The sequence below is a fragment of the Nonomuraea gerenzanensis genome (assembly GCF_020215645.1).
Taxonomy (GTDB): Bacteria; Actinomycetota; Actinomycetes; order Streptosporangiales; family Streptosporangiaceae; genus Nonomuraea; species Nonomuraea gerenzanensis.
In genome coordinates, this window is the sequence record NZ_CP084058.1 from 3481388 (window position 1) to 3505633 (window position 24246).

Annotated in this window: 22 protein-coding genes; 13 read left to right on the forward strand and 9 right to left on the reverse strand. The window is 72.6% G+C overall.

Translation table 11 applies throughout. From position 1 onward, the window contains the following. The first annotated feature begins 104 nt into the window (after positions 1 to 104). Complete coding sequence (locus tag LCN96_RS16560) at positions 105 to 1466, forward strand: glutamine synthetase family protein (protein WP_225273524.1); 1362 nt, start codon at positions 105 to 107, stop codon at positions 1464 to 1466. On the opposite strand, the gene LCN96_RS16565 is transcribed toward LCN96_RS16560, so the two are convergent. Then, positions 1448 to 2044 (reverse strand): AAA family ATPase, encoded by a 597-nt coding sequence (locus tag LCN96_RS16565; protein WP_225273525.1) that lies wholly within the window; start codon positions 2042 to 2044, stop codon positions 1448 to 1450. The two genes, LCN96_RS16560 and LCN96_RS16565, sit on opposite strands and share 19 nt — an antisense overlap. A 478-nt stretch (positions 2045 to 2522) precedes the next feature. On the opposite strand from LCN96_RS16565, the gene LCN96_RS16570 reads away from it, so the two are divergent. Next, entirely contained in the window at positions 2523 to 3236 is a 714-nt protein-coding gene (locus tag LCN96_RS16570) for a PaaI family thioesterase (RefSeq protein ID WP_225273526.1), read from the forward strand. A gap of 50 nt (positions 3237 to 3286) precedes the next feature. Here the strand turns inward: LCN96_RS16570 and LCN96_RS16575 are convergent, their stop codons facing one another. Further along, positions 3287 to 4141 (reverse strand): alpha/beta fold hydrolase, encoded by an 855-nt coding sequence (locus LCN96_RS16575; protein WP_225273527.1) that lies wholly within the window; start codon positions 4139 to 4141, stop codon positions 3287 to 3289. A gap of 21 nt (positions 4142 to 4162) precedes the next feature. Between LCN96_RS16575 and LCN96_RS16580 the strand changes: the two genes are divergently transcribed. Further along, a complete protein-coding gene (locus LCN96_RS16580; protein ID WP_225273528.1) occupies positions 4163 to 4852 on the forward strand; it encodes a type 1 glutamine amidotransferase in 690 nt (229 codons plus the stop codon). Here the strand turns inward: LCN96_RS16580 and LCN96_RS16585 are convergent. Continuing rightward, entirely contained in the window at positions 4758 to 5336 is a 579-nt protein-coding gene (locus LCN96_RS16585; protein WP_225273529.1) for an HXXEE domain-containing protein, read from the reverse strand. The genes LCN96_RS16580 and LCN96_RS16585 overlap by 95 nt on opposite strands. A gap of 81 nt (positions 5337 to 5417) precedes the next feature. On the opposite strand from LCN96_RS16585, the gene LCN96_RS16590 reads away from it, so the two are divergent. Together LCN96_RS16590 and LCN96_RS16595 are read left to right on the forward strand one after the other, a co-directional pair. Continuing rightward, positions 5418 to 8345 carry a bifunctional [glutamine synthetase] adenylyltransferase/[glutamine synthetase]-adenylyl-L-tyrosine phosphorylase gene (locus LCN96_RS16590; RefSeq protein ID WP_225273530.1) on the forward strand — a complete coding sequence of 976 codons (2928 nt, stop codon included), beginning with the start codon at positions 5418 to 5420 and terminating at the stop codon, positions 8343 to 8345. Between the two features lie 60 nt (positions 8346 to 8405). Then, on the forward strand, positions 8406 to 9434 hold the full coding sequence (locus tag LCN96_RS16595) for a hypothetical protein (protein WP_225273531.1): 1029 nt from the start codon (positions 8406 to 8408) through the stop codon (positions 9432 to 9434). On the opposite strand, the gene LCN96_RS16600 is transcribed toward LCN96_RS16595, so the two are convergent. Further along, on the reverse strand, positions 9418 to 10773 hold the full coding sequence (locus tag LCN96_RS16600) for an aminotransferase class I/II-fold pyridoxal phosphate-dependent enzyme (RefSeq protein WP_225273532.1): 1356 nt from the start codon (positions 10771 to 10773) through the stop codon (positions 9418 to 9420). The genes LCN96_RS16595 and LCN96_RS16600 overlap by 17 nt on opposite strands. A gap of 164 nt (positions 10774 to 10937) precedes the next feature. Here LCN96_RS16600 and LCN96_RS16605 point away from each other — a divergent pair, with 164 nt between their 5' ends. The 6 genes from LCN96_RS16605 to LCN96_RS16630 are packed head-to-tail and all read left to right on the forward strand — an operon-like array spanning position 10938 to position 15869. Continuing rightward, on the forward strand, positions 10938 to 11822 hold the full coding sequence (locus tag LCN96_RS16605; RefSeq protein WP_225273533.1) for a substrate-binding domain-containing protein: 885 nt from the start codon (positions 10938 to 10940) through the stop codon (positions 11820 to 11822). Then, positions 11819 to 12619, forward strand: a complete 801-nt coding sequence (locus LCN96_RS16610; protein WP_225273534.1) for a deaminated glutathione amidase — start codon at positions 11819 to 11821, stop codon at positions 12617 to 12619. The genes LCN96_RS16605 and LCN96_RS16610 overlap by 4 nt, the downstream gene beginning before the upstream one ends. Before the next feature lie 31 nt (positions 12620 to 12650). Then, the gene (locus LCN96_RS16615) at positions 12651 to 13670 is read left to right on the forward strand and encodes an ABC transporter substrate-binding protein (protein ID WP_225273535.1); all 1020 of its coding nucleotides are present in this window, start codon (positions 12651 to 12653) and stop codon (positions 13668 to 13670) included. Next, entirely contained in the window at positions 13667 to 14575 is a 909-nt protein-coding gene (locus tag LCN96_RS16620; RefSeq protein ID WP_225273536.1) for an amino acid ABC transporter permease, read from the forward strand. Before LCN96_RS16615 ends, LCN96_RS16620 begins: the two co-directional genes overlap by 4 nt. Further along, positions 14572 to 15336, forward strand: a complete 765-nt coding sequence (locus LCN96_RS16625) for an amino acid ABC transporter ATP-binding protein (protein WP_311132306.1) — start codon at positions 14572 to 14574, stop codon at positions 15334 to 15336. Before LCN96_RS16620 ends, LCN96_RS16625 begins: the two co-directional genes overlap by 4 nt. Positions 15337 to 15341: 5 nt before the next feature. Then, positions 15342 to 15869: a GNAT family N-acetyltransferase gene (locus LCN96_RS16630; RefSeq protein ID WP_225273537.1), complete on the forward strand. Its 528-nt coding sequence runs from the start codon at positions 15342 to 15344 to the stop codon at positions 15867 to 15869. Between the two features lie 28 nt (positions 15870 to 15897). Here the strand turns inward: LCN96_RS16630 and LCN96_RS16635 are convergent, their stop codons facing one another. After that, positions 15898 to 16728 (reverse strand): LysR family transcriptional regulator, encoded by an 831-nt coding sequence (locus LCN96_RS16635; RefSeq protein WP_225273538.1) that lies wholly within the window; start codon positions 16726 to 16728, stop codon positions 15898 to 15900. A gap of 84 nt (positions 16729 to 16812) precedes the next feature. Between LCN96_RS16635 and LCN96_RS16640 the strand changes: the two genes are divergently transcribed. Both LCN96_RS16640 and LCN96_RS16645 read left to right on the forward strand, forming a co-directional pair. Next, positions 16813 to 18063, forward strand: coding sequence for an MFS transporter (locus LCN96_RS16640; RefSeq protein WP_225273539.1), 1251 nt, complete (start codon positions 16813 to 16815; stop codon positions 18061 to 18063). 37 nt (positions 18064 to 18100) lie between these two features. Next, the gene (locus LCN96_RS16645; RefSeq protein ID WP_225273540.1) at positions 18101 to 18802 is read left to right on the forward strand and encodes a B3/B4 domain-containing protein; all 702 of its coding nucleotides are present in this window, start codon (positions 18101 to 18103) and stop codon (positions 18800 to 18802) included. 13 nt (positions 18803 to 18815) lie between these two features. Here LCN96_RS16645 and LCN96_RS16650 read toward each other — a convergent pair whose 3' ends face one another. From LCN96_RS16650 to LCN96_RS16665, 4 genes are all read right to left on the reverse strand, one after another. Next, a complete protein-coding gene (locus LCN96_RS16650) occupies positions 18816 to 19811 on the reverse strand; it encodes a phage baseplate protein (protein WP_225273541.1) in 996 nt (331 codons plus the stop codon). 100 nt (positions 19812 to 19911) lie between these two features. Next, positions 19912 to 20427, reverse strand: a complete 516-nt coding sequence (locus tag LCN96_RS16655; RefSeq protein ID WP_225273542.1) for a calcium-binding protein — start codon at positions 20425 to 20427, stop codon at positions 19912 to 19914. 120 nt (positions 20428 to 20547) lie between these two features. Continuing rightward, on the reverse strand, positions 20548 to 22371 hold the full coding sequence (locus LCN96_RS16660) for a discoidin domain-containing protein (protein WP_225273543.1): 1824 nt from the start codon (positions 22369 to 22371) through the stop codon (positions 20548 to 20550). A gap of 30 nt (positions 22372 to 22401) precedes the next feature. Continuing rightward, positions 22402 to 24201, reverse strand: a complete 1800-nt coding sequence (locus tag LCN96_RS16665) for an endonuclease/exonuclease/phosphatase family protein (protein ID WP_225273544.1) — start codon at positions 24199 to 24201, stop codon at positions 22402 to 22404. Between the last annotated feature and the right edge of the window lie 45 nt (positions 24202 to 24246).

Below are 24246 nucleotides of genomic sequence, written 5' to 3' on the forward strand. Positions count from 1 at the left end.
TTTGTCAGCGAGGCTCGCACCGGCACCCCCCGTAACGTGTGCGAAACACGGACACGGCATGCTGGTGTGTACGCCTGTACTGTCCGTACGAACGAGGGGAAGCCGTGGACCGCCAGCAGGAGTTCGTGCTCCGCACGCTAGAGGAACGCGACATCCGGTTCATCCGGCTGTGGTTCACCGACGTGCTCGGCTTCCTCAAGTCCGTCGCGATCGCGCCCGCCGAGCTGGAGGGGGCCTTCGCCGAGGGCATCGGCTTCGACGGCTCGGCCATCGAGGGCTTCGCCCGCGTCTACGAGTCCGACATGCTCGCCAAGCCCGATCCGGCCACGTTCCAGATCCTCCCGTGGCGCAGCGAGACGCCGGGCGCGGCGCGCATCTTCTGCGACATCCTCATGCCCGACGGCACGCCGTCGCACGCCGACCCGCGCTGGGTGCTCAAGCGCACGCTGGCCAAGTGCGCCGACATGGGCTTCACCTTCTACACCCACCCGGAGATCGAGTTCTTCCTGCTGAAGAACCGTCCCGAGCCCGGCCAGCGGCCCGAGCCGATCGACTCCGGCGGCTACTTCGACCACACGCCCCACAGCTCCGGCCACGACTTCCGCCGTCAGGCGATCATGATGCTGGAGTCCATGGGCATCTCCGTCGAGTTCAGCCACCACGAGGGCGCGCCCGGCCAGCAGGAGATCGACCTGCGCTACGCCGACGCGCTCACCACGGCCGACAACATCATGACCTTCCGCCTGGTCATGAAGGAGGTCGCGCTGGAGCAGGGCATCTGGGCCTCCTTCATGCCCAAGCCGTTCACCGAGCACCCCGGCTCCGGCATGCACACGCACATGTCGCTGTTCGAGGGCGACCGCAACGCCTTCTACGAGGCCGGCTCCGACTACCGGCTGTCGAAGATCGGGCGCTCGTTCATCGCGGGCCTGCTGCGGCACGCCGCCGAGATCACCGCCATCACCAACCAGTGGGTCAACTCCTACAAGCGGCTCTGGGGCGGCGCCGAGGCCATCGCGGGGCAGGGCGGCGAGGCCCCCTCCTACGTGTGCTGGGGCCACAACAACCGCTCGGCCCTGGTCCGGGTGCCGATGTACAAGCCGCACAAGGGCGGCTCGACGCGCATCGAGTTCCGCTCGCTCGACTCGGCCTGCAACCCCTACCTGGCCTTCGCGCTGATCCTGGCCGCCGGGCTGAAGGGCATCGAGGAGAGCTACGAGCTGCCGGCCGCCGCCGAGGACAACGTCTGGACCCTGACCAGCGCCGAGCGGCGCGCCCTCGGCATCCAGCCGCTGCCCGGCTCACTCAACGACGCCATCGAGGTCATGGAGCGCAGCGAGCTGGTGGCCGAGACGCTGGGCGAGCACGTCTTCGACTTCTTCCTGCGCAACAAGCGCTCGGAGTGGCGCGAGTACCGCCGCCACGTCACCGAGTTCGAGCTGGGCCGCTACCTGCCGGTCCTCTGACCACTGGCGGCGTCGAAGACGATCGCCTCCAGCAGCCCGGCCTCCGCCCGGTTCATGATGCGCGCCGCGATGGCCGGGGCAGGGTCGCCGCCCTTGACCCGGGTGAGCAGGCTGTCCCACCGGCGCTGGTGGCGGGCGAACGTCCGGGGCGCCACCACCCTGCCCCTGGCCCGCTGCCCCGCCAGAGCCTCGTCGGCGGGGGCGTCCAGCAGGAGCAGATGGAGGTCCGCGCCGTGCCTGCGCGCCAGCCAGGCGAAGCCGCGCAGCACGACGGGGGCGCAGCCCCGGTTGTGCGCGAGCACCGAGTGGCCCTGGGTCAGGGCCCGCCGGATGCGGGTCAGATGGGTGACGAACACCACGGCCCGGCGCACCGGGTAGGGCGCCCAGGTGAGCCTGCCGTTCCAGTGCCGCCTGGACTGCGAGGAGTCGATCACCACGACAGGGCCTGAGGCCAGCGGCAGGCTTTCGGCGCCGTCCATGCCGTACAGGCGGCGCAGCAGCGTGGTCTTGCCCGCCCCCGGCAGCCCCGTCAGGATGACCAGGGCTCCCGGCGGATACCGCAGCCTCGCTCCCTCCACAGGCAACACCCTCCCCGTCCGGCCCGCCGCCGTTCAACCCTGCCGCGCCAGCATAGGCGCGTGCTACCAGACTCATCGAGGCCGGGCCCGGATGCGAGCCCTCGTCCGTAATCGGTGGCGGGCGGTGCCCGTGGTGAGCCGGTCCGTGATCAGTGAGTATCGGCGGATTGGTCGCGGCAGGCGGGAAACATCGTTAAGGTACTGGCAACGCCTTGATCGGCCTCACTCCCGTAGCGGTTCTGAGTGAGGCCGATTTTCGTTGCTTCTGACCCCCGAGTCACCTCCGTGTGAGGTGCGGCGCGTAGCGTCTCCTCACCCGGTGGAGGGAAGTTTCGGACCCCTTCAAGGCGTTATGGAGTCGTACCGAGCAGCCATCGGACCCCCGCATCCTAGGTAAACCGGGTGTCCAGTAAAATCGGCCTGCTCTTTATGATATTTCAGGACTTTCGCCTGGCGTGGCGATAGAGGAGGGTGTGGCATGACGACGGCTGCCCTGCAGACCGTGTTGACCGTTCCCGAGCGCTTCCGTGGCCCCGTGGGTGTCGCCAACGGCGGCTGGATCGCGGGCACCATGGCGGAGGCGCTGAACGGTGGCCGATCAGCCGTCGAGGTCACCCTGCACGCCCCCACGCCGCTGGGGACCGAGCTGCGGCTGGAGCACGTGGCCAACACGGTCTCCCTCTCGCACGGCGACAAGCTGCTGGTCGAGGCGATCCCCGTGGCCGAGGAGCTGGAGGGCCCCGGGTTCGTGCCGTTCAACGACGCGGCCCGCGCCGAGGCCGGGTTCGCCGGGCTGAAGGCGCACCCGTTCGCGGAGTGCTTCGCCTGCGGCCTGCGCGAGCCGGGTGACGGCCTGCGCATCTTCCCCGGCCCGGTGGAGGGCACCGACCTCGTGGCGGCCGGCTGGCGGGTGCCGTTCACCGTGACCGGCGAGGACGGCGTGCCCGCCTCGATCGTGGGCGCGGTGCTCGACTGCATCACCGGCTGGGCACACTTCGGCCCGGGTGAGAGCGCGCTGCTGGGCCGCCTGGCCGTGCAGATCCACCGCCCGGTGCTGCCGGGTGGCCGCTACTCGGTGGTGGCCCGCCCGACCGGCCGCGACGGCCGCAAGATGTTCGGCCAGAGCGCCATCTACGAGGCGGACGGCACGCTGGTCGCGGCGGCCCGCGCCACCTGGATCGCTCCACGCTGAAGCCCGCACGACGAGGCCCCCGAGCACACGCTCGGGGGCCTTCGCCGTGCTCACAGCGGCGCCGTGAGCCGGTCCACCACGGTGGCCACGCAGCGCTCGTCGAACAGGATCGTGTAGTGGTTGCAGTCGGGCACCACCTCGTCCCGCAGCCCCGGCAGCCGGTCCGCCCAGGGCCGCACCAGCTCGTCGGGCAACATCCCCGTCGGCTGGTCGAGCAGCCCGCGCGGTGCCCTGAGCAGCAGCAGCGGCGCCGTGATCGCCTTCAGCGCCGCCGCGAGTGCCTCCTGCTCCAGGTGCAGCCACCGCCCGTCCGCCAGCACCGCCTCGCCCACCGCCCGCGACCGCAGCGCGCCCTCGGGGCCGGTCAGGTCGTAGCGCACGTACGCCTCCACGTCGGCGTTCCACCGGCCGGCGAAGGCCGGGTGGGCCTTGAAGAAGTCCACGTACGCCTCCGCCGAGGGGAACGTCCGGCGCAGCCGGGCCAGCGCCGGGCCCAGCACCGCCTCCAGGGCCGCGTCGGGGTCCGTGCCCTCGGGGATCGCGGGCAGCGGGATCCCGCCGTCCACCAGCACCACCCTGGCGAACTCGCGTCGCGCGCCCGCCAGCGCGGCCACGTACGCGCCCATGGAGTGACCTGTCAGCACCGCGTCAGGGCTCGCCCCCACGTGGTCGGCGACGCGCAGCACGTCCTCGGCGTGCCTGGGCAGCCCGTACGGGCCGGGCAGGGCCGCGCTGTGCCCGCGCCCGCGCAGGTCCACGGCCACCAGCGACCAGCCGTCCGGCAGCCGCCGCCCCACGGCGGCCCAGGCCATCAGGGACGCCGTGATGCCGTGGGCCGCGATGATCGTGCGCGGGCCGGCGCCGAACGTGGCGATCCGCAGACCGCCGACCTCGTCAATCCTCATAAACACCACATAATTCCGCATATGCGAATTACCGTCATCGAGCATGAGGCCGAGGCCGGGCTCGGCTACCTCGCGCAGTGGCTCGGGCTGGAGTACGAGATCGTGCGGCCGTACCTGGGGGAGGAGGTCCCCGAGCGGGCGCGGGACGGGCTGGTCGTGCTCGGCGGCGCGGCGGCCGCCTGGGAGGACGAGCGCAGCCCGTGGCAGCCCGCCACCCGCGACCTGCTGCGCAGGGCCGTCGACGAGGCGACGCCGACGCTGGCGATCTGCCTGGGCGCGCAACTGCTCACCCTGGCCTGCGGCGGCACCGTGGAGCGCGGCGCGAACGGCTTGGAGGTGGGCGCCCGCGAGGTGACCGCGCTGCCCGCCGCCGCCTCCGACCGCCTCCTGTCGGGCCTGACCACGGCGGTGGCCGTGCAGTACCACCAGGACGCCATGACGCGGCTGCCCGACGGGGCGGTGCCGCTGATGACCGGCTCCCAGTACCCGAACCAGGCCTACCGGCTCGGCGAGGCGGCCTGGGCGGTGCAGTTCCACCCCGAGGCCACGCCGGAGATCTTCGTCTCGTGGACGGCGGACTCCGGCCTGGAGGCGGCCGAGGAGCTCAACGCCGAGGTCAAGGCCGCCGAGAGCGCGCTCGTGGCGACCTGGCGCCCGGTGGCCCGGGCGTTCGCCGACGTGGTGCGAGAGACCTTTCGAGGCCGCCTGTGAGGGCGTGCGCGAGTGCGTGCACGCCCGCCAGCACCAGCGGGAACGCCGCCACGGCCGCCCCCGGCCCGCGCGCCGGCACCCCGGCCCGCCGCAGCCGCCGCCAGGCCCACACCGAGTACGGGATCACCACGAGGGGCGCGGTCATCACGCCCGGCGTGTACCCGCGCACAAGCGCCGCCTGGGCCAGGTGCACCACCCCGTGCACCCCGAACCCGGCCAGCGCCGCCTGGAAGACCGGGCTGCGCCCGCCGGTGCGCGCCCCCAGGCCCGAGGCCACCGCCACCACCCCGCCCATCAGCCCGATGGCCACGCTCGCGTGCGCCTGCGACACCTCCAGCCGCCCCCACGGCACCTGCGGGAAGCGCTTCTCCAGCCGGGGCCGCGCCGCCCGCGTCCACCGCGCCATGGTGGCCAGCTCCTCCGCGTCGTGCACCGCCCAGGCGGCCAGCAACCCCCACGCCACCCCTGCCGGGACCCGTCCCATCACACCCTCCTCCACGAAACGCAACGCAACGTTGCGTTCGCATGCTACGGCGAAAGGCGCAAGAGCTGTCAAGATGGAGAGGTGCCCAGGATCGAGTCCACCGCCGCCAGGTTCGCCAAGCTCGGGTTCGCCGATGGAGCCAGGGCGGCGCAGCTCGTCCGCCAGTCGGAGGCCGACCTGGACGACATCCTGGAGTCCCTGGTCGCCGTGGCCGACCCCGATCAGGCGCTGGTCTCGCTGACCCGGCTGATCGAGCGCGAGCCCGCCGTGCTCGACGCCCTGCGCGCCGACGAGGGCCTGCGGCACAGGCTGCTGGCCGTGCTCGGCGTCAGTGCCGCGCTCGGCGAGCACCTCGTCCGCCACCCCGGCCAGGTGGCCCGCCTGGCGGAGCCGGCGCTGGGCGAGGCCAGGGCCGAGCTGCTGCGGGCGGTCGGCGCCGAGCCCGCCGACAGCGAGCCGCGCGCGGCCGAGGGCGGCAACGACGCGCTGACGGCGCTGCGCGTGGCCTACCGGGGCCGCCTGGCGCACCTGGCCGCCCGCGACCTCACCGGGCAGGCCACGCTCGGCGAGGTCACCGCCGAGCTGTCCGGCCTGGCGGGCGCCGCGCTGGAGGCCGCGCTGGCCATCGCGCGCACCGAGGTCGAGGCCGACGAGGTGCGCTTCGCGGTCATCGGCATGGGCAAGTGCGGCGCCAGAGAGCTGAACTACATCAGCGACGTCGATGTGATCTTCGTGGCGGAGCCGAGGGAGGGCGCCGACGAGGCCAAGGCGCTGCGTGCCGCCACCCGGCTGGCCCAGGCCATGATGCGGGCCTGCTCGACCACCACCCCCGAGGGCTCGCTGTGGGAGGTGGACGCCGGGCTGCGCCCCGAGGGCCGCTCGGGGCCGCTGGTCCGCACGCTCGCCAGCCACCTCGCCTACTACCGCCGCTGGGCCAAGACCTGGGAGTTCCAGGCGCTGCTCAAGGCCAGGCCCGTGGCGGGCGACCTGGAGCTGGGCGCCGCCTACGTCGAGGCCGTCAACGCGATGGTCTGGACGGCCGCCACCCGCGAGCACTTCGTCGAGGACGTGCAGGCCATGCGCCGCCGGGTCGAGGCGCACGTGCGGGCCGAGGGCGAGCGGCAGCTCAAGCTCGGCCCCGGCGGGCTGCGCGACATCGAGTTCGCGGTGCAGCTGCTGCAGCTCGTGCACGGCAGGCTCGACCCGCTGCTGCGCCGCAGGGCCACGCTGCCCGCCCTGGCGGCGCTCTCGCGGGGCGGCTACGTGGCCCGCGACGACTCGCGGGGGCTGGCGGAGGCGTACACGTTCCTGCGGCGGGTCGAGCACCTGCTGCAGCTGCACCGGCTGCGGCGCACCCACATCGTGCCCACCGACGAGGCCGACCTGCGCAGGCTGGGCCGGGCGCTGGGCATGCAGGCCGACCCGGTGGGGGAGTTCACGGCGCGATGGCGGCGGCACGCGATGGAGGCGCGGCGGCTGCACGAGAAGCTGTTCTACCGGCCGTTGCTGCAGGCGGTGGCGCGGCTGCCGGAGTCGGAGGCGCGGCTGTCCACCGCCGCGGCGGCGGCCCGGCTGGAGGCGCTCGGCTACGTCGATCCCCGCGGCGCGCTGCACCACATCGCCAACCTGTCCACCGGCGTGTCCAGGCGGGCCGCCATCCAGCGCACGCTGCTGCCGGTCATGCTCGGCTGGTTCGCCGACACGCCCGACCCCGACGCGGCCCTGCTCGGCTTCCGCCAGGTCAGCGACAAGCTGGGCAGCACGCCGTGGTACCTGCGGCTGCTGCGCGACGAGACCGCCGTGGCGGCCAGGATGGCCCGAGTGCTCGGCACCAGCCGCTACGCCACCGGCCTGCTCATGCACGCCCCCGACGCGGTCGCCATGCTGGGCTCCGACGACGAGCTGGCCGTGCGCCCGCCCGAGTCGCTGCTCGGCGAGGCGTCCGCCGCCGTCACCCGGCACGCGGGCGATGCCGAGACCGCCGTCGCGGCGGTGCGGGCGCTGCGGCGCAAGGAGCTGTTCCGCACGGCCGTGGCCGACCTGTCCGGCCTGATCGACATCGAGACCGTCGGCACCGCGCTGTCGCGGCTCAACGACGTGACCCTGCAGGCCGCGCTCGACGCCGCGCTCAGCAGGGCCGCCGACGTCACCTCCTTCGCCGTCATCGCGATGGGCCGGCTGGGCGGCATGGAGTGCTCCTACGCCAGCGACGCCGACGTCATGTTCGTGCACTCGCCGCTGCCCGGGGTCGAGGAGAGGGTGGCCACCGACGCCGCCTTCGCCGTCGCCAACGAGCTGCGCAGGCTCCTGTCGCTGCCCGCCCCCGACCCGCCCCTGCTCATCGATCCCGACCTGCGTCCCGAAGGCAGACAGGGGCCGCTGGTGCGGACGCTGGCCTCGTACCGGGCCTACTACGCGCGGTGGTCGTCGCCGTGGGAGTCGCAGGCGCTGCTGCGCGCCCGCTTCTCGGCGGGGGACGCCGAGCTGGGCGCCGCCTTCACCGCCATGATCGACGAGCTGCGCTATCCCGGGGACGGCCTGCCCGACGACTCCGTGAGAGAGATCCGGCGGCTCAAGGCCCGCATGGAGGCCGAGCGCCTGCCGCGCGGCGCCGACCCCGCCCTGCACACCAAGCTGGGCCCCGGCGGGCTCTCCGACGTGGAGTGGGTGGCCCAGCTCCTGCAGCTCCGGTACGCCGGCTCGCTGCCGTCGCTGCGCACCACCCGCACCCTGGAGGCGCTGCGGGCGGCCGTGGCGGAGGGGCTGCTGGCCCCGGCCGACGAGGCGGTGCTGGCCGAGGCGTGGCGGTTCGCCTCCCGGGTGCGCGACGCGATCATGCTGGTGAAGGGGCGGCCGGGCGACAGCGTGCCGCGCGACGCGGGGGAGCGCAGGATGCTCGCCCAGACGCTGGGGTATCCGCCCGACGGGTCGGAGGACTTCCTCGACGACTACCGCCGGGTCACGCGGCGGGCGCGCAAGGTGGTGGACCGGGTGTTCTACGGCGCTTGATCACCGGGGTCCCCCGGCGGTCGATTGCGCCGCCACACGGCGTGGGTGTATGAATGCGCCGTGTTATCCGTTTACCTGGATCTCGCCCTCGGCCTGGTCGTGGCGTTCCTGCTGCTGTCGCTGCTGGTGAGCGGCCTCAACGAGGCGTTCGTGCGGGTGCTGTCCATCCGCAGCAAGTTCCTGTGGGCCTACCTCAGGGACACCCTCGACGGAGTCGGCGAGAAGTCGCCGTCGTGGCTGCCCGCCACCGTCCGCGAGGTCCTGCTGGCGCTGCCCTTCGGCCGCGACCCCCGGCCCAGGCACAGCGACCGGCCCGCGCCCGCGGAGGCCGGCGAGATGCCGGAGACGAAGACCGGCGAGTCGATGATGAACCTGCTCTACGAGCGGGTACGCGAGATCGACCACGCCAAGCGGGGCAGGACCAGCATCGCCGACATCCCGCCCGAGCGGTTCGCGGTGGCCGTGATGGAGCTGGCAGCGGCGGAGAACGGGAACATCACCGAGTTCCTCAAGAAGCTGCAGCGCATCGACAGCCCGCTGCACGGCCATCTCAAGGGCCTGTGGGAGAGCGCGCAGGGCGACCTCGACCGGTTCAGGAAGGGGGTGGAGACCTGGTTCGACGGGGAGATGCAGCGGCTGTCCATGCTGTACAGGCGCTACGTCAAGTGGGTGGTGGCCGTGCTGGGCGTGGTCGTGACGCTGTTGTTCTCGATGGACGGGTTCGAGTACGCCAAGACGCTGCTGCGCGACAACGCCTTCCGCAGCTCGGTGACCGCCGTGGCGGAGGCGGGGCCGGACGCGTACGCGGAGCTGAGGCGGCAGTGCACCGGCGGCGCGCCGGTGCCGTGCGTGACCGAGCTGCTCAGCGAGCCCGCGCTGGTCAAGATGATGGGCCAGGCGATGGTCAGCGTGTCGATCCCGGCGCAGGGCGAGCCCAGCGTGCAGGGGAACTTCGGGGTGTGGTGGGACCGGGTCACCACCCCGAGCCACTGGCCCGGCTACCTGCTGACGTACGTGGCGCTGCTGTTCGGGGCGCCGTTCTGGTGGGACGTGTTCCGGCGCATCACCGGGATCAGGTCGCGGCGCTGAGCCGCCGGCCACCGAGCGCGGCCAGGGCGATCACGTCGGCCAGGGCGGACAGCTCGGCCGGGTCGTCGGTGAGCCGCGCCGTGGCCAGCCGCAGATGGGGGGCGGCGGCGGGCTCGACCACGTAACGGCTGCCCGGCGCGACGGAGATGCCGTGCGCGGCCAGCGTGACCAGGGCGGCCGGCTCGTCACGCACCGGGACCCAGAGCACCAGGCCGTCGCCGCCGCCCGTGCGCACGCCGCGGGCCGCCAGCTCGGCGGCCAGGCGCGCCCGGCGCCGCGCGTACACGTCGCGGGCGTGCCCCACGCGCTCGCGCACGGCGGCGTCCCCGAGCAGGTGGGCCAGCGTGTCCTGGAGGATCCTGCTGGTCCAGCCGGTGCCGAAGCTGCGCAGCACGCGGACCCGCTCCACCGCGTCCGCCGCCCCGCCGACGACCGCGATGCGCAGGTCGGGGCCGTGCGACTTGGAGTACGACCGCACCAGCACCGTACGGTCGGGGAAGTGCGCGCCCATGCTGACCATCGGCGAGATCGACAGCTCGCCGATCCCGTCGTCCTCGACCACGAGCGTGCCGGTCGGCTCCAGCAGCGCCGTCAGCTCGGCCGAGCGCTCCGCGGTCACCGCGTGGCCGCACGGCGACTGGCCGCGCGGCTGGTAGACGAACGCCACCGGCCTGGCCCGCAGCGCCTTGGCCAGCGCTGCTGGGACGGGCCCCCGCTCGTCGCAGGCGACGGGCACGATCTCGACGCCGATCGTCTCCAGGATGTCCAGCAGCCGCGCCCCCGTCGGCTCCTCGATCGCGATCCTGTCGCCCGGCAGGGCCGTGGTCTGGCAGAGGAGCTGGACGCCCTCGTACCCGCCGCCGACCGCCAGCCAGCCCTCCGCGCGGAACGGCCAGCCGGGCTCGACGGCCGCACGCAGGCGGGGCGTGATCGTCTCGCGGGCGTAGTCGTTGAGCCCGTCCGCGCGGGCCGCCGCGATCAGGGCCGCTTCCAGGGGAGGCAGCAGCGCCGCGTCGGGGGAGGCGATGGTCAGGTCGATGGCCAGGCGGTCGCCCCAGTGGCCGATGCGCTCGTACCGGATCGGGCGGGGCACGTCGGGCGGGCCGAGCACGACGGTGCCGCGGCGCCGCTCGGTCCTGATCATGCCGTGCCCGCGCAGCTCGGACCACGCCTCGGCGACCGTTCCCGAGCTGACGCCCAGCTCCCTGGCCAGGCCGCGGACCGTCGGCAGGCGCGTCTGCGGCGGGAGCGTGCCCTGCCTGATCAGGTCGGTCAGGGCGGCGGCGATCCCGCGAGCGCTCGGGTCGGCGATGCGCTGCGCCAGCCAGGAGCTGTCCACTTTGTCCCCCTGTAAATCTTTGTTCAGCAACAAAGATCTTCTTGTGTGGCTACCGCACCTGAACATATGGTTTCTGGCAATTAACGGCAACAATCGCCCGTTTGAGGTGCTTTATGGCGAAAATTCGTATTGCCGTGCGGGATTGGGACCATCTCGTGCCGGTCGTGACCGGGGTCGTCCGGCCCGAGGGGTTCGAGCTGGAGATCGAGTCCCGTGCCGTCACACCCGACGTGCTCAGCGAGCCCGGCCTCGACGGAGGCGAGACCTCCTTCAGCCGGTACGTGCTCGGCCGCGCCTCCGGCGACGACCGGCTGGTGGGCCTGCCCGTCTTCGTGATGCGCGGCTTCCGGCACCGCTGCGTGCTCGTCCGCCGCGACAGTGCCCTGACCTCCCTGGACGAGCTCAAGGGCGCCCGCATCGGGCTCACCGGCTGGCCCGACTCCGGCAACACGTGGACCCGGGCGCTGCTGCGAGCCGCCGGAGTGGACCTCGCGGGCATCGAGTGGACCGTCGGCCCGCTGGTGGCCGGCGAGACCGGCAAGGACCGGGTCGGGCCCGTGCCCTTTCCCGACAACGTCACGCTGACCGGAGACGGCCTGGCCGAAGGGCTCGCCGGCGGCCGGTACGACGCGATCATGACGCCGTTCATGCCTGAGGAGTTCTTCACCGCCGGCAGCCGCTTCCGCCACCTGCTGCCCGACCACCGCGCCGCCGAGCAGGACTACTACGAGCAGACCGGATTCGTGCCCGGCATCCACCTGATCACCCTCAAGCGCGACACCGTGGAGCGGCACCCGTGGCTGCCCGGTGCCGTGCGGGAGCTGTTCGAGCGCTCCAAGCGCCACTGGCTCGCGCGGCGGCGGCTGCTCGCCGACACCACGCCGTGGCTGCTCGCCGACCTCACTGCGACGGCCCGCACGTTCGGCCGGGACTGGATGCCGTACGGCACCGCCATCAACGCCCCCATGGTCGCCGCCTTCTGCGAGGAGCTGCACGCCCAGGGGATCTCGAACCGCCGCATCGACGCCAAGGAGGTCTTCACCGCATGAGGATCGCCGTCGGCCAGTTCGCCTCAGCCGAGGACTGGACCGTCAACCTCAAGACCTGCCAGGAGCTCATCGACCGGGCCGCGGAAGGGCAGGCGGACCTGCTGGTCCTGCCCGAAGGGGCGCTCGCGCTCTTCGTGGACGAGCCCGTCCGCATCCGCGAGGCCGCGCAGCCGCTCGACGGACCGTTCGTCAGCGGGCTCGCCGAGCGCACCCGCGGGTCCGCCACCACCGTCGTCGCCGGCGTGCACGTGCCCGCCCCCGACGGCCGCGTGTCGAACGTGCTGGTCGCCGCCAGGGACGGCGAGATCGTCGCCACGTACGTGAAGCTGCACCTGTACGACGCGTTCGGCCGCCGCGAGTCCGACAACGTTGTCCCCGGCGCGAACGCGCCCGTCGTCCTCGACTGCGCCGGCTGGAAGGTCGGTCTGATGACCTGCTACGACGTGCGCTTCCCCGAGATGGCCCGGCTCCTGGCCGACCAGGGCGCCCAGGTGCTCGCGCTGCCCGCCGCCTGGGTGCGCGGCCCGGCCAAGGAGTGGCACTGGGAGGTCATGGTCACCGCCCGCGCGCTGGAGAACACCTGCTACGTGGCCGCCTCCGGCGAGTGCGGCCGGCGCAACATCGGGGCCAGCATGGTCGTCGACCCGCTCGGCATCACCCGGGCCCGGCTCGGCGACGCGCCAGGGCTGCTGTGGGCCGACGCCTCCGCCGACGAGCTGGCCGCCGCCCGCCGCACGCTGCCCGTCCTCGAGAACCGGCGCTTCGCCGTGGACCCACGATTGGAGCCGCATGCCTGAGCACGCCAGCTCACCGGCCACCCGGAGCCGCATGCCTGAGCACGCCAGCTCACCGGCCACCCGGAGCCGCACGCCTGAGCACGCCGACTCACCCGCCACCCGGAGCCGCACGCCTGAGCGCGCCACCGCCTCGCTTTCCGCCACCGCCCTGCTCTCCGCCGCCGCCGCTCTGCTGCTCGCCGGTTGCGGCGCCAACCCGCCGGAGGCCGAGGGCGTGCTGGAGCCCACAGGCCAGGCTTCGGCCGCCGCCCAGACCAAGGACCAGGCCCTGTACGACCGCCTGCCCGACAAGGTCAAGCAGGCGGGCAAGCTGATCTCGGTCAACAACGGCTCCTTCCCCCCGTACGAGATCGCCGGCCCCGACGGCAGGTCGCTGACCGGTGCCGCCGCCGACCTGTCCGACGCGCTCGGCCAGGTGCTCGGCGTCAGGATCGAGCACGTCACGGTGGACGGCCTGCCCAGCTCGCTGACCGGCATCGCCTCCGGCCGCTACGACTTCGCCATCGGCCCCGTGGGCGACTTCCCCGACCGGCAGAAGAACAACGACTTCGTGGACTGGGTCAAGGAGTACGTGGTCTTCGCGGTGCCGAAGGGCAACCCGGACAAGATCGGCTCGGTGGCCGACACGTGCGGGCTGAAGATCTCGGTCATGGCCGGCGGCTCCGCCGAGGCGGTGATCAAGGGCCAGTCCGCGGCCTGCGTCAAGGAGGGCAAGCAGCAGATCACCGTGCAGTCGTACAAGGACCAGCCCACCTCCGTGCTGGCGGTCAGCTCGGGCCGCGCGGACGCGTTCTTCTCCTCCCAGGCGCCGCTCACCTACTTCGTCGACCAGGCCGGCGGCAAGCTGGAGCTGGCCGGCAAGGGGCAGCCCAACGGGTTCGACGACCTCTACCAGGGGGCCGTCGTGGCCAAGGACTCGCCGCTGCGCGACGTGCTCAAGGACGGCATCCAGCGGCTCATGGACAACGGCACCTACGACCGGATCATGACCAGGTGGAAGACCTCCGACAACAAGCTGGACCAGGCCGGCGTCAACCTGGCGAAATCATGAGCGAACCCTCCGAGATCGACGTCGCCGGTGCCGCGCGCACCCGCCACCCCCTGCGCTGGGTCGCCTCGGCCGTGCTGCTCGTGCTGGCCGCCCAGCTCGTCAGCCTCCTCGTGACCAACCCCAACTTCCAGTGGGACGTGGTCGGCAGCTACGTCAACGCCCAGCTCATCGGCCAGGGCATCGCCACCACGCTGCTGCTCACCGTGATCGCCATGGCCGTCGGCGTCGTGCTGGGCGTGCTGCTGGCCATCGGCCGGCTGTCGGAGAACCCCGTGGCCAGAGGCGCCTGCGGGCTCTACGTGTGGTTCTTCCGCGGCACGCCCGTGCTGGTGCAGCTCGTGCTCTGGTACAACCTGTCGTACCTGCTGCCGGAGATCTCCTTCGGCGTCCCGTTCGGCCCGGAGTTCGTCACCGCCGACACCAACCAGCTCATCACGCCGCTGCTGGCCGCCATCCTGGGGCTCGGGCTGAACGAGGGCGCGTACATGGCGGAGATCATCCGCGGCGGCCTCATGTCCGTGGACCCCGGCCAGACCGAGGCCGCCTCCGCGCTGGGCATGAGCGACGCCCGCACGTTCCGCCGCATCGTGCTGCCGCAGGCCATGCGCTTCATCATCCCGCCCACGGGCAGCCAAGTGATCAGCATGCTGAAGGCCACGTCCCTGGTGAGCGTCATCGCGCTGGCCGACCTGCTCTACACGGTGCAGTCCATCTACAACCGCACGTTCCAGACCATCCCGCTGCTGATCGTCGCGTGCGTCTGGTACCTGGTGATCACCTCGATCCTGTACGTCGGCCAGTCGTTCATCGAGCGCCACTACGCCCGCGGCGCCACCAGGAACGCGCCGCAGAGCTTCTGGGCCTTCGCGGCCTTCCGCCGTCGCACGGAGGTGACCTCCTCATGACCGTCCCCATGGTCCGCGCCCGCGCCGTACGCAAGCACTTCGGCCACCTGGAGGTGCTCAAGGGCATCGACCTCGACGTGCGGCCGCAGGAGGTGGTGGTCGTGCTCGGCCCGTCGGGCTCGGGCAAGTCCACGTTCCTGCGCTGCGTGAACCACCTGGAGACCATCGACGGCGGCTCCATCCACGTGGACGGCGAGCTGATCGGGTTCGAGGCGTCCGGCGGGAAGGTGCGGCACCTGCGCAAGAGCCGGATCACCCGCCAGCGCAGGGAGATCGGCATGGTCTTCCAGCAGTTCAACCTCTTCCCGCACATGACCGTGCTGCAGAACGTCATCGAGGCGCCCATCGGCGTCCGCGGTGAGCCGCGCGAGCAGGCCAGGGAACGCGGGCACGCCCTGCTGCGCCGCGTCGGCCTGGAGGACAAGGCGGGCAGCTACCCCCGGCAGCTCTCCGGCGGGCAGCAGCAGCGCGTCGCGATCGCCAGGGCGCTGGCCATGCGGCCCAAGCTCATGCTGTTCGACGAGCCGACCAGCGCGCTCGACCCCGAACTGGTCGGCGAGGTGCTGGCGACCATGAAGGGCCTGGCCGAGGACGGGCTCACCATGATCGTGGTGACCCACGAGATCGGGTTCGCCCGGGAGGTGGCCGACCGCGTCGTGTTCATGGACGGGGGCGTCGTCGTCGAGTCCGGCACGCCCGCCGACGTGCTCGACAACCCCAGCAGCCCGCGGACCCGGGCCTTCCTCAGCCGCGTACTCTAGGCCGGATGGAGACCGAACGGCTCATCATGCGCAGATGGCGCGAGGCGGACAGAGAGCCCTTCGCCGCCATGAACGCCGACCCCGAGGTCATGGAGCACTTCCCGGCGCCGCTCACCCGCGCGCAGAGCGACGAGCTGGTGGACAAGATCGAGGCGCAGTTCGACCGGCTGGGCTACTCGCTGTGGGCGCTGGAGGTGCGGGAGAGCGGGGAGTTCATCGGCTTCACCGGGCTCGCGCTGCAGACGTTCGAGGCGCCCTTCCTGCCCGCGGTGGAGATCGGCTGGCGGCTGGCGCGACCGGCCTGGGGGCACGGGTACGCGATCGAGGCCGCCAGGCGGGCCGCCCGGTACGCCTTCGAGCAGGCCGGGCTCGACGGCATCATCTCGATGACCGCCGTGTCGAACGTGCGCTCCCAGGCCGTGATGCGGCGGCTCGGCATGACCAGGGACCCGGCCGAGGACTTCGACCATCCACGGGTGCCGGAGGACAGCCCGCTCCGGCGCCACGTCCTCTACCGGCTCAGACGCTCGTGAGCCGGCTCACGCGCTCCCGTAAGCCGGCTCACGCGGCGCTCAGCGCGTACAGGACGTCGCGCAGGGACGGCTCGCGCTCGCGCATCCACACCAGCCGCAGCGCGAGCGCCGGCGCCTGGAGGTCCAGCTCCACCAGCGCCCCCGACTCCACGTCCGCCCCCAGGGCGAAGTCCGGCAGCAGCGCCGCCCCGAGCCCCTGCCTGGACCACTCGCGGGCGGTGGCGATGCTGGTCAGCTCCCTGCGCGGCACCCCCGTGCCGAACACCTGATCGGCCGCCAGCCGGATCGAGCAGCCGGGCGGGCTGACGAGCAGGGGCGCCCGATCGCCGTCCGGCGCCGCGACCAGCGACAGCCGGACCTCGCCCAGATCGAGGTGATCCATCCCGGCGGGCCGGTCGAACCCCAGCCCGCCCACCCGGTCGCCCAGATCCAGCAGCAGCGCCGCGTCCAGCCGGCCGCCCGCCACCGCCTCCAGCAGCGGCTGCCTGGTCAGCGACTCGACGCTCACGTCCAGGTCGGGGCGGCGCGCCTCCAGACGGCGGATCACGGCGGGCAGCTTGGCGGCGGCCAGCATCTCCAGCGCGCCGATCCGCACCCTGCGGCGCGCGCCCGTCACAGCCCGCCGCACCTCCTCGGCGTGGTCGAGCAGCGCCTGCGCCCTGGCCAGCAGCACGCCGCCCGGCTCGGTCAGGCGCATGCCGCGCGGGGTGCGTTCGAAGAGCGCGACGCCGAGGCCCGCCTCCAGCCGGCGCACCTGCTCCGACACCGAGGCGGGGGCCAGCCCCAGCCTGTCGGCCGCCGCCGTGACGGAGCCGGACGCGGCCACCGCCACGAACCCCCTCAACTGCCGCAACTCCACGCCTGCCAGCATACGGCTTTCCCGAACGCTCCCCCAGGCCCCGCCTGTTGAGCCACCGGGCCGCGTTTCAGCAGGCTGAGGGCCATGTTCGGTTTCTCCCTCGCCTACTTCCTGGTGATACTCGACACCACGGTCCTGACGATCGCGCTGCCCGACCTGCACGCCTCGCTCGGCGGTTCGCTGGCCGGCCAGCAGTGGGCGGTGAACGCGTACACGGTCGCCTTCGCCGCCTGCCTGCTCGCCGGGGGAGCGGTCGCCGACAGGTACGGCGCGGCCCGCGTCTTCAAGCTCGGCGTGGCGGCCTTCGGCGCGGTCTCGCTGCTCAGCGCCGCAGCCCCGGACCTGGGCGTGCTGATCGGCCTGCGGGCGCTGCTCGGCGTGGCCGCCGCGCTGTGCACGGGCGGCTCGCTCGGCCTGCTCGCCGAGCTGTTCCGTGAGCCCGCCGCCCGGGCCCGCGCGACCGGCCTGTGGGCCGCCATCACCGGCAGCGCGCTCGCGGCCGGCCCGCTGCTCGGCGGGGTCCTGGTGGACCTGTACGGCTGGCGCGCCGTCTTCCTGCTCAACCCGCCCATCGCCGTGATCAGCCTGCTGGCCGTGCGCAAGGTCGCCTCGCCGCGCGGCAGCCGCGCCATCGACTGGTGGGTGCAGGTCCTGGCCTGCGCCTTCCTCGGCCTGGTCGCCGAGGCCCTGATCGACTCCGCGCCGGTGGCGGGACTGCTCTCCCTGGCCGTCCTGGCGGCCCTGGTGCTCGCCGAGCGGCGCAGCCACGCGCCCGCCCTGCCCGGCGGCCTGCTCGCCGCCACCTGGCCGGAGCTGCTCGCGGGCACGGTGGCCAACTTCGCCTTCTCCGGCGCCCTGTTCGTGCTGACGCTGTTCCTTCAGGACACCCGCCACCTGAGCCCGCTGGCCGCCGGGCTGGCGTTCCTGCCGCTCACGCTGCCCATGACGGTGAACCCGCTGCTCACCGGCCGCCTGGTGGCCCGCTACGGCCCGCGCCCGCCCATCCTCGGCGGCCTGGCCCTCGTCGCGGCGGGGCTGGCCGGCACCGCGCTCACCGACGCGCTGACGCCCTGGCTCGTGGTGCTGGGCTTCGGCCTGTCGTTCGTGCTGCCCGCCCTGATGGCCGGGATGGTCAACAGCGCCCCGCCCGGCACGGCCGGCACCGCGGGCGGCGTGCTCAACGCCTTCCGCCAGGTGGGCGCCACGCTCGGGGTGGCGGTCATGGGCGTCATCGGGCGTCCCCTGCTGGCGGCGGCCGTCCTGGCGGCACTGACCTGCGCGGGCTACGCCCTGGCCGCGCGTCGCGCCCGCTCCCGGGTGATCGGAGTATCGTGAGAGCCTCAGCCAGGGCGGCGACGACGATGGGGTGCACGTGTTCTTCCAGCATTCGAGCGACATCTGGCGCGACTTCCCCGAGCTCGTCCCGGCCGCCCTCTACGCCGAGGGCATCACCCCCACAGCCGTCCCCGACGCGCGCATCGCCGCCCACGCCGAGCGGGCCGCCGCCAGGCTCGCCACCTCCTCCGAGGGCGAGCTGCCGGAGATCCAGGCGTGGCGCCGCACCTTCACCCGGATGGGCCTCAAGCCGACCCAGTACAGGTGCGCCTCGGAGGCCCTGCTGCGCCGCTTCAGGAAAGAGGGCTCGCTGCCGCGCCTGCACCCCCTGATCGACCTGTGCAACGCGGTCTCCCTCGCCTACGCCGTGCCCATCGCCGTCTTCGACGTCTCCCGCATCAGCTCGTACGTCGAGGTGCGGCACGCCTCGGGCGACGAGACGTACCTGACCTTCGGCGGCGACACCGAGCAGCCGCCCGCCGGCGAGGTGATCTTCGCCGACGCGGCGGGCAGGGCGCACGCCCGCCGCTGGACCAACCGCCAGAGCGGCCACTCGGCCGTCCGCGACACCACGTCGAACGTGCTGATCGTCGCCGAGGCCCTGCACGACACGGCGGCCGGAGACGTGGAGTCGCTCCTGGCCACGCTCACCGACGAGCTCAACACCCTGTGGCCGGTCACCCCCAAGTCGGCGATCCTGACGCCTGCCGCGCCGCGCTTCGAGTTCCCCGGCCAGTGAGCCGCCCCGCCCGTCAGACGAACGCGCTCTTGTAGAAGATGCTGGCCAGCCGCGGCCCCGGCTCGGAGGCCAGGCCCAGGCACAGCCGCGGCGCCCCGGAGACGAGCTGGATGCCCATGCCCTCCGGCTCACGGAAGTCCAGCGACTTGCCCGCCACGCTCCTGGCCCGCTGCACCTGCTCCCCGGTCCGCAGGTCCAGGCAGGTGAGGTACGTGTTGCCGGGAGGCGGGCTGATGTCGTAGGAGTCGCCGGTGAGGAGATAGACGAAGTCCCCGTAGGCCGCGTAGCCCTGGAACGTCCCCAGGCCGCCGGGCTGGGCGATGTCGTACACCTGCTGCGGCGCGCCCGCCTTGACCGAGGCCAGCGTGAAGGCGGCCAGGCGGAACGAGCCGCCGGCCCGGTAGCGCATCACCAGCCGGTCGGTCGACGGGTCGATCGTGCACGTGGTGTTGGTCGCGCCGGCGATCGGCGCGTACGTGGTGAGCGCCGCCGACGACGTGGTCAGCGTCTGCCCGTCGGCGAACCTGAAGCGGCACAGCCTGGTGCCCCGGGAGCTGCCCTCGGAGTTGGGCACCCCGTCGGTCTCCGTCCACAGGTAGGCGGCCGAGCCGGACGGCTCCACGCCGATCTGCACGCCGTGGCCGAAGCCCATGAGGTACATGTGGCCGAGGATCGTGCCCGACAGGTCGAGCTTGGTCAGGCAGAGGTGGCCGGCCGCGTCGGAGCCCGCGCCGTTCTTGAGCTGGACGGTGTAGAGGTGACCGTGGGCGCTGTCGATGGCGAACGACTGCATGACGGTCTCGTCGTACAGGGCCTTGCGCCAGATCAGCGACGTGGACGGGGCGGTCAGCTCGAAGCGGCCCTCCGCGGCGGAAGCGGCCCGCGCGGGCGCGAGCGTGGTGGCGGCGGCGGATGCGGTCTGTGGGGGCGCGAGCGTCGTGGCGGCGGCGACCGCGGCGCCCGCCTTGAGCAGTCCTCTGCGGGTGACCGGGAACGGGGGGATCGTCATGCGGCATCCGTTCGGCTCGGGGGTCGATGCATGATCACCCTAACGGCGGACACGCCGGCGGCCCTGCCACCCGGGGAGCGGATGGGAGGGCCGCCGGCGGTCAGCTCTCGCAGTTGACCTCGGTCTCGGCCGTGCACGAGTCGACCCCGGTGCCGCCCTGGGCGCTGTCCACGCCGGCGTTGCCGGACAGGAAGTCGTTGCCGGGGCCGCCGTCGAGGAAGTCCCTGTCGGAGCCGCCGGAGAGCCGGTCGACCCCGTCGTTGCCGATCAGGGTCGTGTCGATGGTGGTGGAGCTGACGCGCACGACGTCGTCACCGGACCCCATCCTGGCCTGGACCGACAGCTGCGTGGCCGGGCACGACACGACGGCCCCCAACTGGACGCAGGGGGCGCCGCCCGAGGTGACCGAGTGCAGCACGGAGCTGATCCGCACGCTGTTCCCGGACTGGACGACGTCGATGCTGTCGTTGCCGGTCGTGCCCTGGATGATCACGATGCCGCCGACCACCCTGGCCGTGGCACCGGCCGCCTGGGCGGGTGCCGCCAGGGCGGCCGTGGCGCCGAGGGCGGCGGTGGTCAGCGCGAGAGCGGCGAAGTACCGACGGGCACGGAACATGGGTATCTCCCGAGTTTGTTCACGGAATTTCGTACGCCCGTGAAGTGAAGCAGGAGGGTCCGCGCTGCTCCGTGTCCTAATCCACGCAACAGCTGTGCCCTGCGGTACATCCCGGGACGGTTAGTCGCCGGCCTCGTACGGGATGATCTCGGACAGGGCGGAGGCCCCGCCCATGCCGTAGTCCACCCGCAGCCGCACGTACCTGGCCGTGACGCCGTCCATGCCGACGTCGTTCGGCTCCGTCAGGCGCGGCCACTCGACCCGCTTGACGTCGGTGAACGTCGTGCCGTCGGTGCTGACCTGCACCACGCCCTCGAGGATGGTGCCGTTCATGTTGGAGCGCAGCTTGGGCTGGAACCGCACCGCGGACAAGGTCCTGACCCTGCCCAGGTCGACCGTGATGTAGTGGGGCTGCGGCGCGACCTCCGGGTAGTAGGAGTGGTAGTCGGTCAGCGGGTTGCCGTCCACGGCGTTGCCCGGGTCGCCGATGCCCGGCTTGAACGTGGTCGCGGTCGCGCTGAGCTCGGCCGGCGGCACGCGGACACCGGCAGGGGTCGTGCGCCAGACCTCCTGCGCGCTCGCCGGCTCCTCGTTGACCGGGGGCCGGTCGGGGCCCGTCCCCCTGCCGCGGATCAGCACGTCGGTGATGACGGAGCCGTGGTCGGAGTAGAACGGGAAGGGCTGGTCGAGCCGGCTGTCCTGGTGCCGGGGCAGGCGCCGCACGTCCGTGCGGGAGCCGAGGACGCGCACGTCCCTGCCGCGCGCCCAGACGTAGTCGATGCGGCCGGGCGTGGCGGTGAAGCCGCTCAGCGGGCTGAAGGTGCGGCCCGGGTAGCGCCCGGCGTCGGGGTTGGCGTGGCGGAAGGTGTCGATGAAGCCCGCGTCGGTGTACAGCTTGGTGTACGGCCACGGCAGCGTCAGCCCTCCGTGCCCGCGCGCGTTCGCGAACTGCTCGGTCCAGTCCAGGTACGGCAGGGCGTTGAGGTCGCCGCCCATGAGCACCGGGGCGTCGTCGTCGCCGATGAACGACGGGATGGCCTTGTCCAGGATGGCCTTGCCCATGGCCATGCGGCGCTGGTGGTCGTTCTGCAGGATCTGCTCGTCGGTCTTCGTCCGGGGGAAGCCGTGCAGGTTCTCGATGGCCGCGGTGTGGGTGTCGCCGGGGCTCCAGCCGTCGTGCCAGGTCCACATGCTGAAGGCGTGCACGTGGCCGCCGTTCGGCAGGCCCAGCCGGGCGCCGCCCAGGTTGAAGGAGGAGATGTCGGCGTCGGCGTAGCGCGGGTAGACCTTCTCGATCTTGAGCTTGGTGTAGAGCCACAGGTTGTCGCCGTTGGCGCTGTAGTCCTCCGGCGTGGTCAGCCGCACGGCGGAGAAGCGGTCGCCCTCCGGCCGTCCGGCGTTGAGCCCGTCGAGGATCTTCTGGCCGGATCCGTACGCCTCGACCACGAAGAAGACGTCGGGATCGACCTCGTCGATGTACTCGATCATCTGCGTCAGGTTCTCACCCGTCGTCTCCTGGCGGTTGATCGTGCCGCCGACGAACAGGTTCCACGCCATCAGCCGCAGCGGCGTGCCGACGAACTGCTCGGGCATGGTGCTGGCCTTGACGTCCACCGTCACGGCCTGCTCCGGCAGCACGAAGGGCCGGCTGCGCACCTGGCTCTCGCGGCTGTAGACGGTGTCACGGGCCCAGACCCGGTCACCGCTCCTGACCGTGGTGCTGAACTCCGCCACCTGGCCCGGGCGCGGCTTGGCGGTCGTCACGACCGTGCAGGTGCTGCCGGGACGGTCGCCGTCGCAGTCGAGCCGGTAGGTGGCGGGGATCGGCATGGCGGGCCGGAAGGCGATCCGCCGCGCCCCGGGCTCGTCGGCGGCGGCGGGCGCCGGGGCGAGTAACGCGGTGAGGGCCAGCGCGGCGGCCATGGCAGGGATGGATCTGTTCATGAGCTGTCCTTCGCTCGAGGGAGGGGAGGGCTAGGAGGTGAGCTCGTACGGGATGATCTCCGCGAGGGCGGAGGCCCCGCCCATGCCGTGGTCCACCCGCAGCCGCACGTACCTGGCCGTGACGCCGTCCATGCCGACGTCGTTCGGCGCCGTCATGCGCGGCCACTCGACCTGCTTGACGTCCCTGAACGTGGTGCCGTCGTCGCCGACCTGCACCATCCCCTTCAGGACGGTGCCGTTCATGTCGTAGCGGAGCTTGGGCTGGAACCGGACCGCTGACAGCGTCCGCACGCGCCCGAGGTCGACCGTGATGTAGTGCGGCTGCGGTGCGATCTCGGGGTAGTCGGAGTGGTAGTCGGTCGTGAGGTCGCCGTCGACCGCCCTGGACGGGTCGCCGGCGCCGGGCTTGAAGGTGGTCGCCGTCGCGCTGAGCTCGGCAGGGGGGACCCGGGTGCCGGCCGGGGTGGCGGGCCAGACGCCGGGGGTGTTCTCGGGCTCGTCGGCGACGACCTGCCGGTCAGGCCCCGTGCCCGCGCCGCGGATCAGCACGTCGGTGACGACCGCGCTGTGGTCGGAGTAGAAGGGGTAGGTCCGGTCGAGGGTGCTGCCCTGGTGCGCGGGCAGGCGGCGGTCGTCGATGCGGGAGCCGAGCACACGGACGTCCTTGCCGCGGGTGAAGATGTAGTCGATGCGCGCGGGTGCGGAGCGGTAGCCGCTCAGCGGGCTCCAGGTGCGGCCGGGGTGACGGCCGGCGTCGGGGTTGGCGTAGCGGAAGGTGTCGACGAAGCCTGCGGCGGTGAACAGGCTGGTCATCGGCCACGGCAGCACCATGCCGGCGTGCCCGCGGGCGTTCTTGAACTGCTCGGTCCAGTCCAGGTGCGGCCAGGCGTTGAGGTCGCCGCCCATGAGCACGGGCGCGTCGTCGTCGCCGATGAAGGACGGCAGCGCCTTGTCGAGGATGGCCTTGCCCATGGCGACGCGGCGGTAGTGGTCGTCCTGGAGGAGCTGCTCGTCGGTCTTGGTCCTGGGCAGGCCGTAGAGGTTCTGCACGGCGGCCTCGTGGCCGTCCCAGTTGGCGGACAGGTCGTGCCAGGTCCACATGCTGAAGGCGTGCACATGCCGGCCGTCGGGCAGGCCCAGCCGGGCGCCGCCGAGGTTGAAGGAGGTGATGTCGGCGTCGGCGTAGCGGGGGTAGACCTGCTCGATGTCGAGCTTGGTGTAGAGCCACAGGTTGTCGCCGTTGACGCTGTAGTCCTCCGGCCGGGTGAGCTGCGCGCCGGAGAACCGCTCGCCGGTGGGCCGCCCGGCGTTCAGCCCGTCGAGGATCTTCTGGCCGGAGCCGTACCCTTCGACCACGAACAGGACGTCGGGATCGACCTCGTCGATGTACTCGATCAGCTGCTTGAGGTTCTCGCCTGTCTTCTCCTGGCCGTTGATCGTGCCGCCGACGAAGAGGTTCCACGCCATCAGCCGGAGCGGGGTCCCCACGCGCTTGTCCCGGAGCTTCGTGACGGAGACGTCGGCCGTCACCTTCTCCGCGGGCAGCACGAACGGACGGCTGCGCGCCCGCCCGTCGCGGCTGTGGACGGTGTCCCTCGCCCAGACGTGCTCGCCGCTCCTGGCCGTCATGACGAACTCCGTCACGTGCCGAGGGCCTGGCGGCCTGCTGGTCGCCACCATGGTGCAGGTGCTGCCGGGCTGGTTGCCGTCACATTCCAGGCGGACCTGGCCGGGACCGGCTGACTCGGTGGCCGCGAGGACCGCGGGGGCCGGGGTGAGCAGCATGGCGAGGGAGAGGGCGACGGCGAGGCGAGGGACGAATAAGCGCATGCGCGTGTCCTTTGGGTGGTCGTGCGGTGTTCTGGAAAGCCGGAT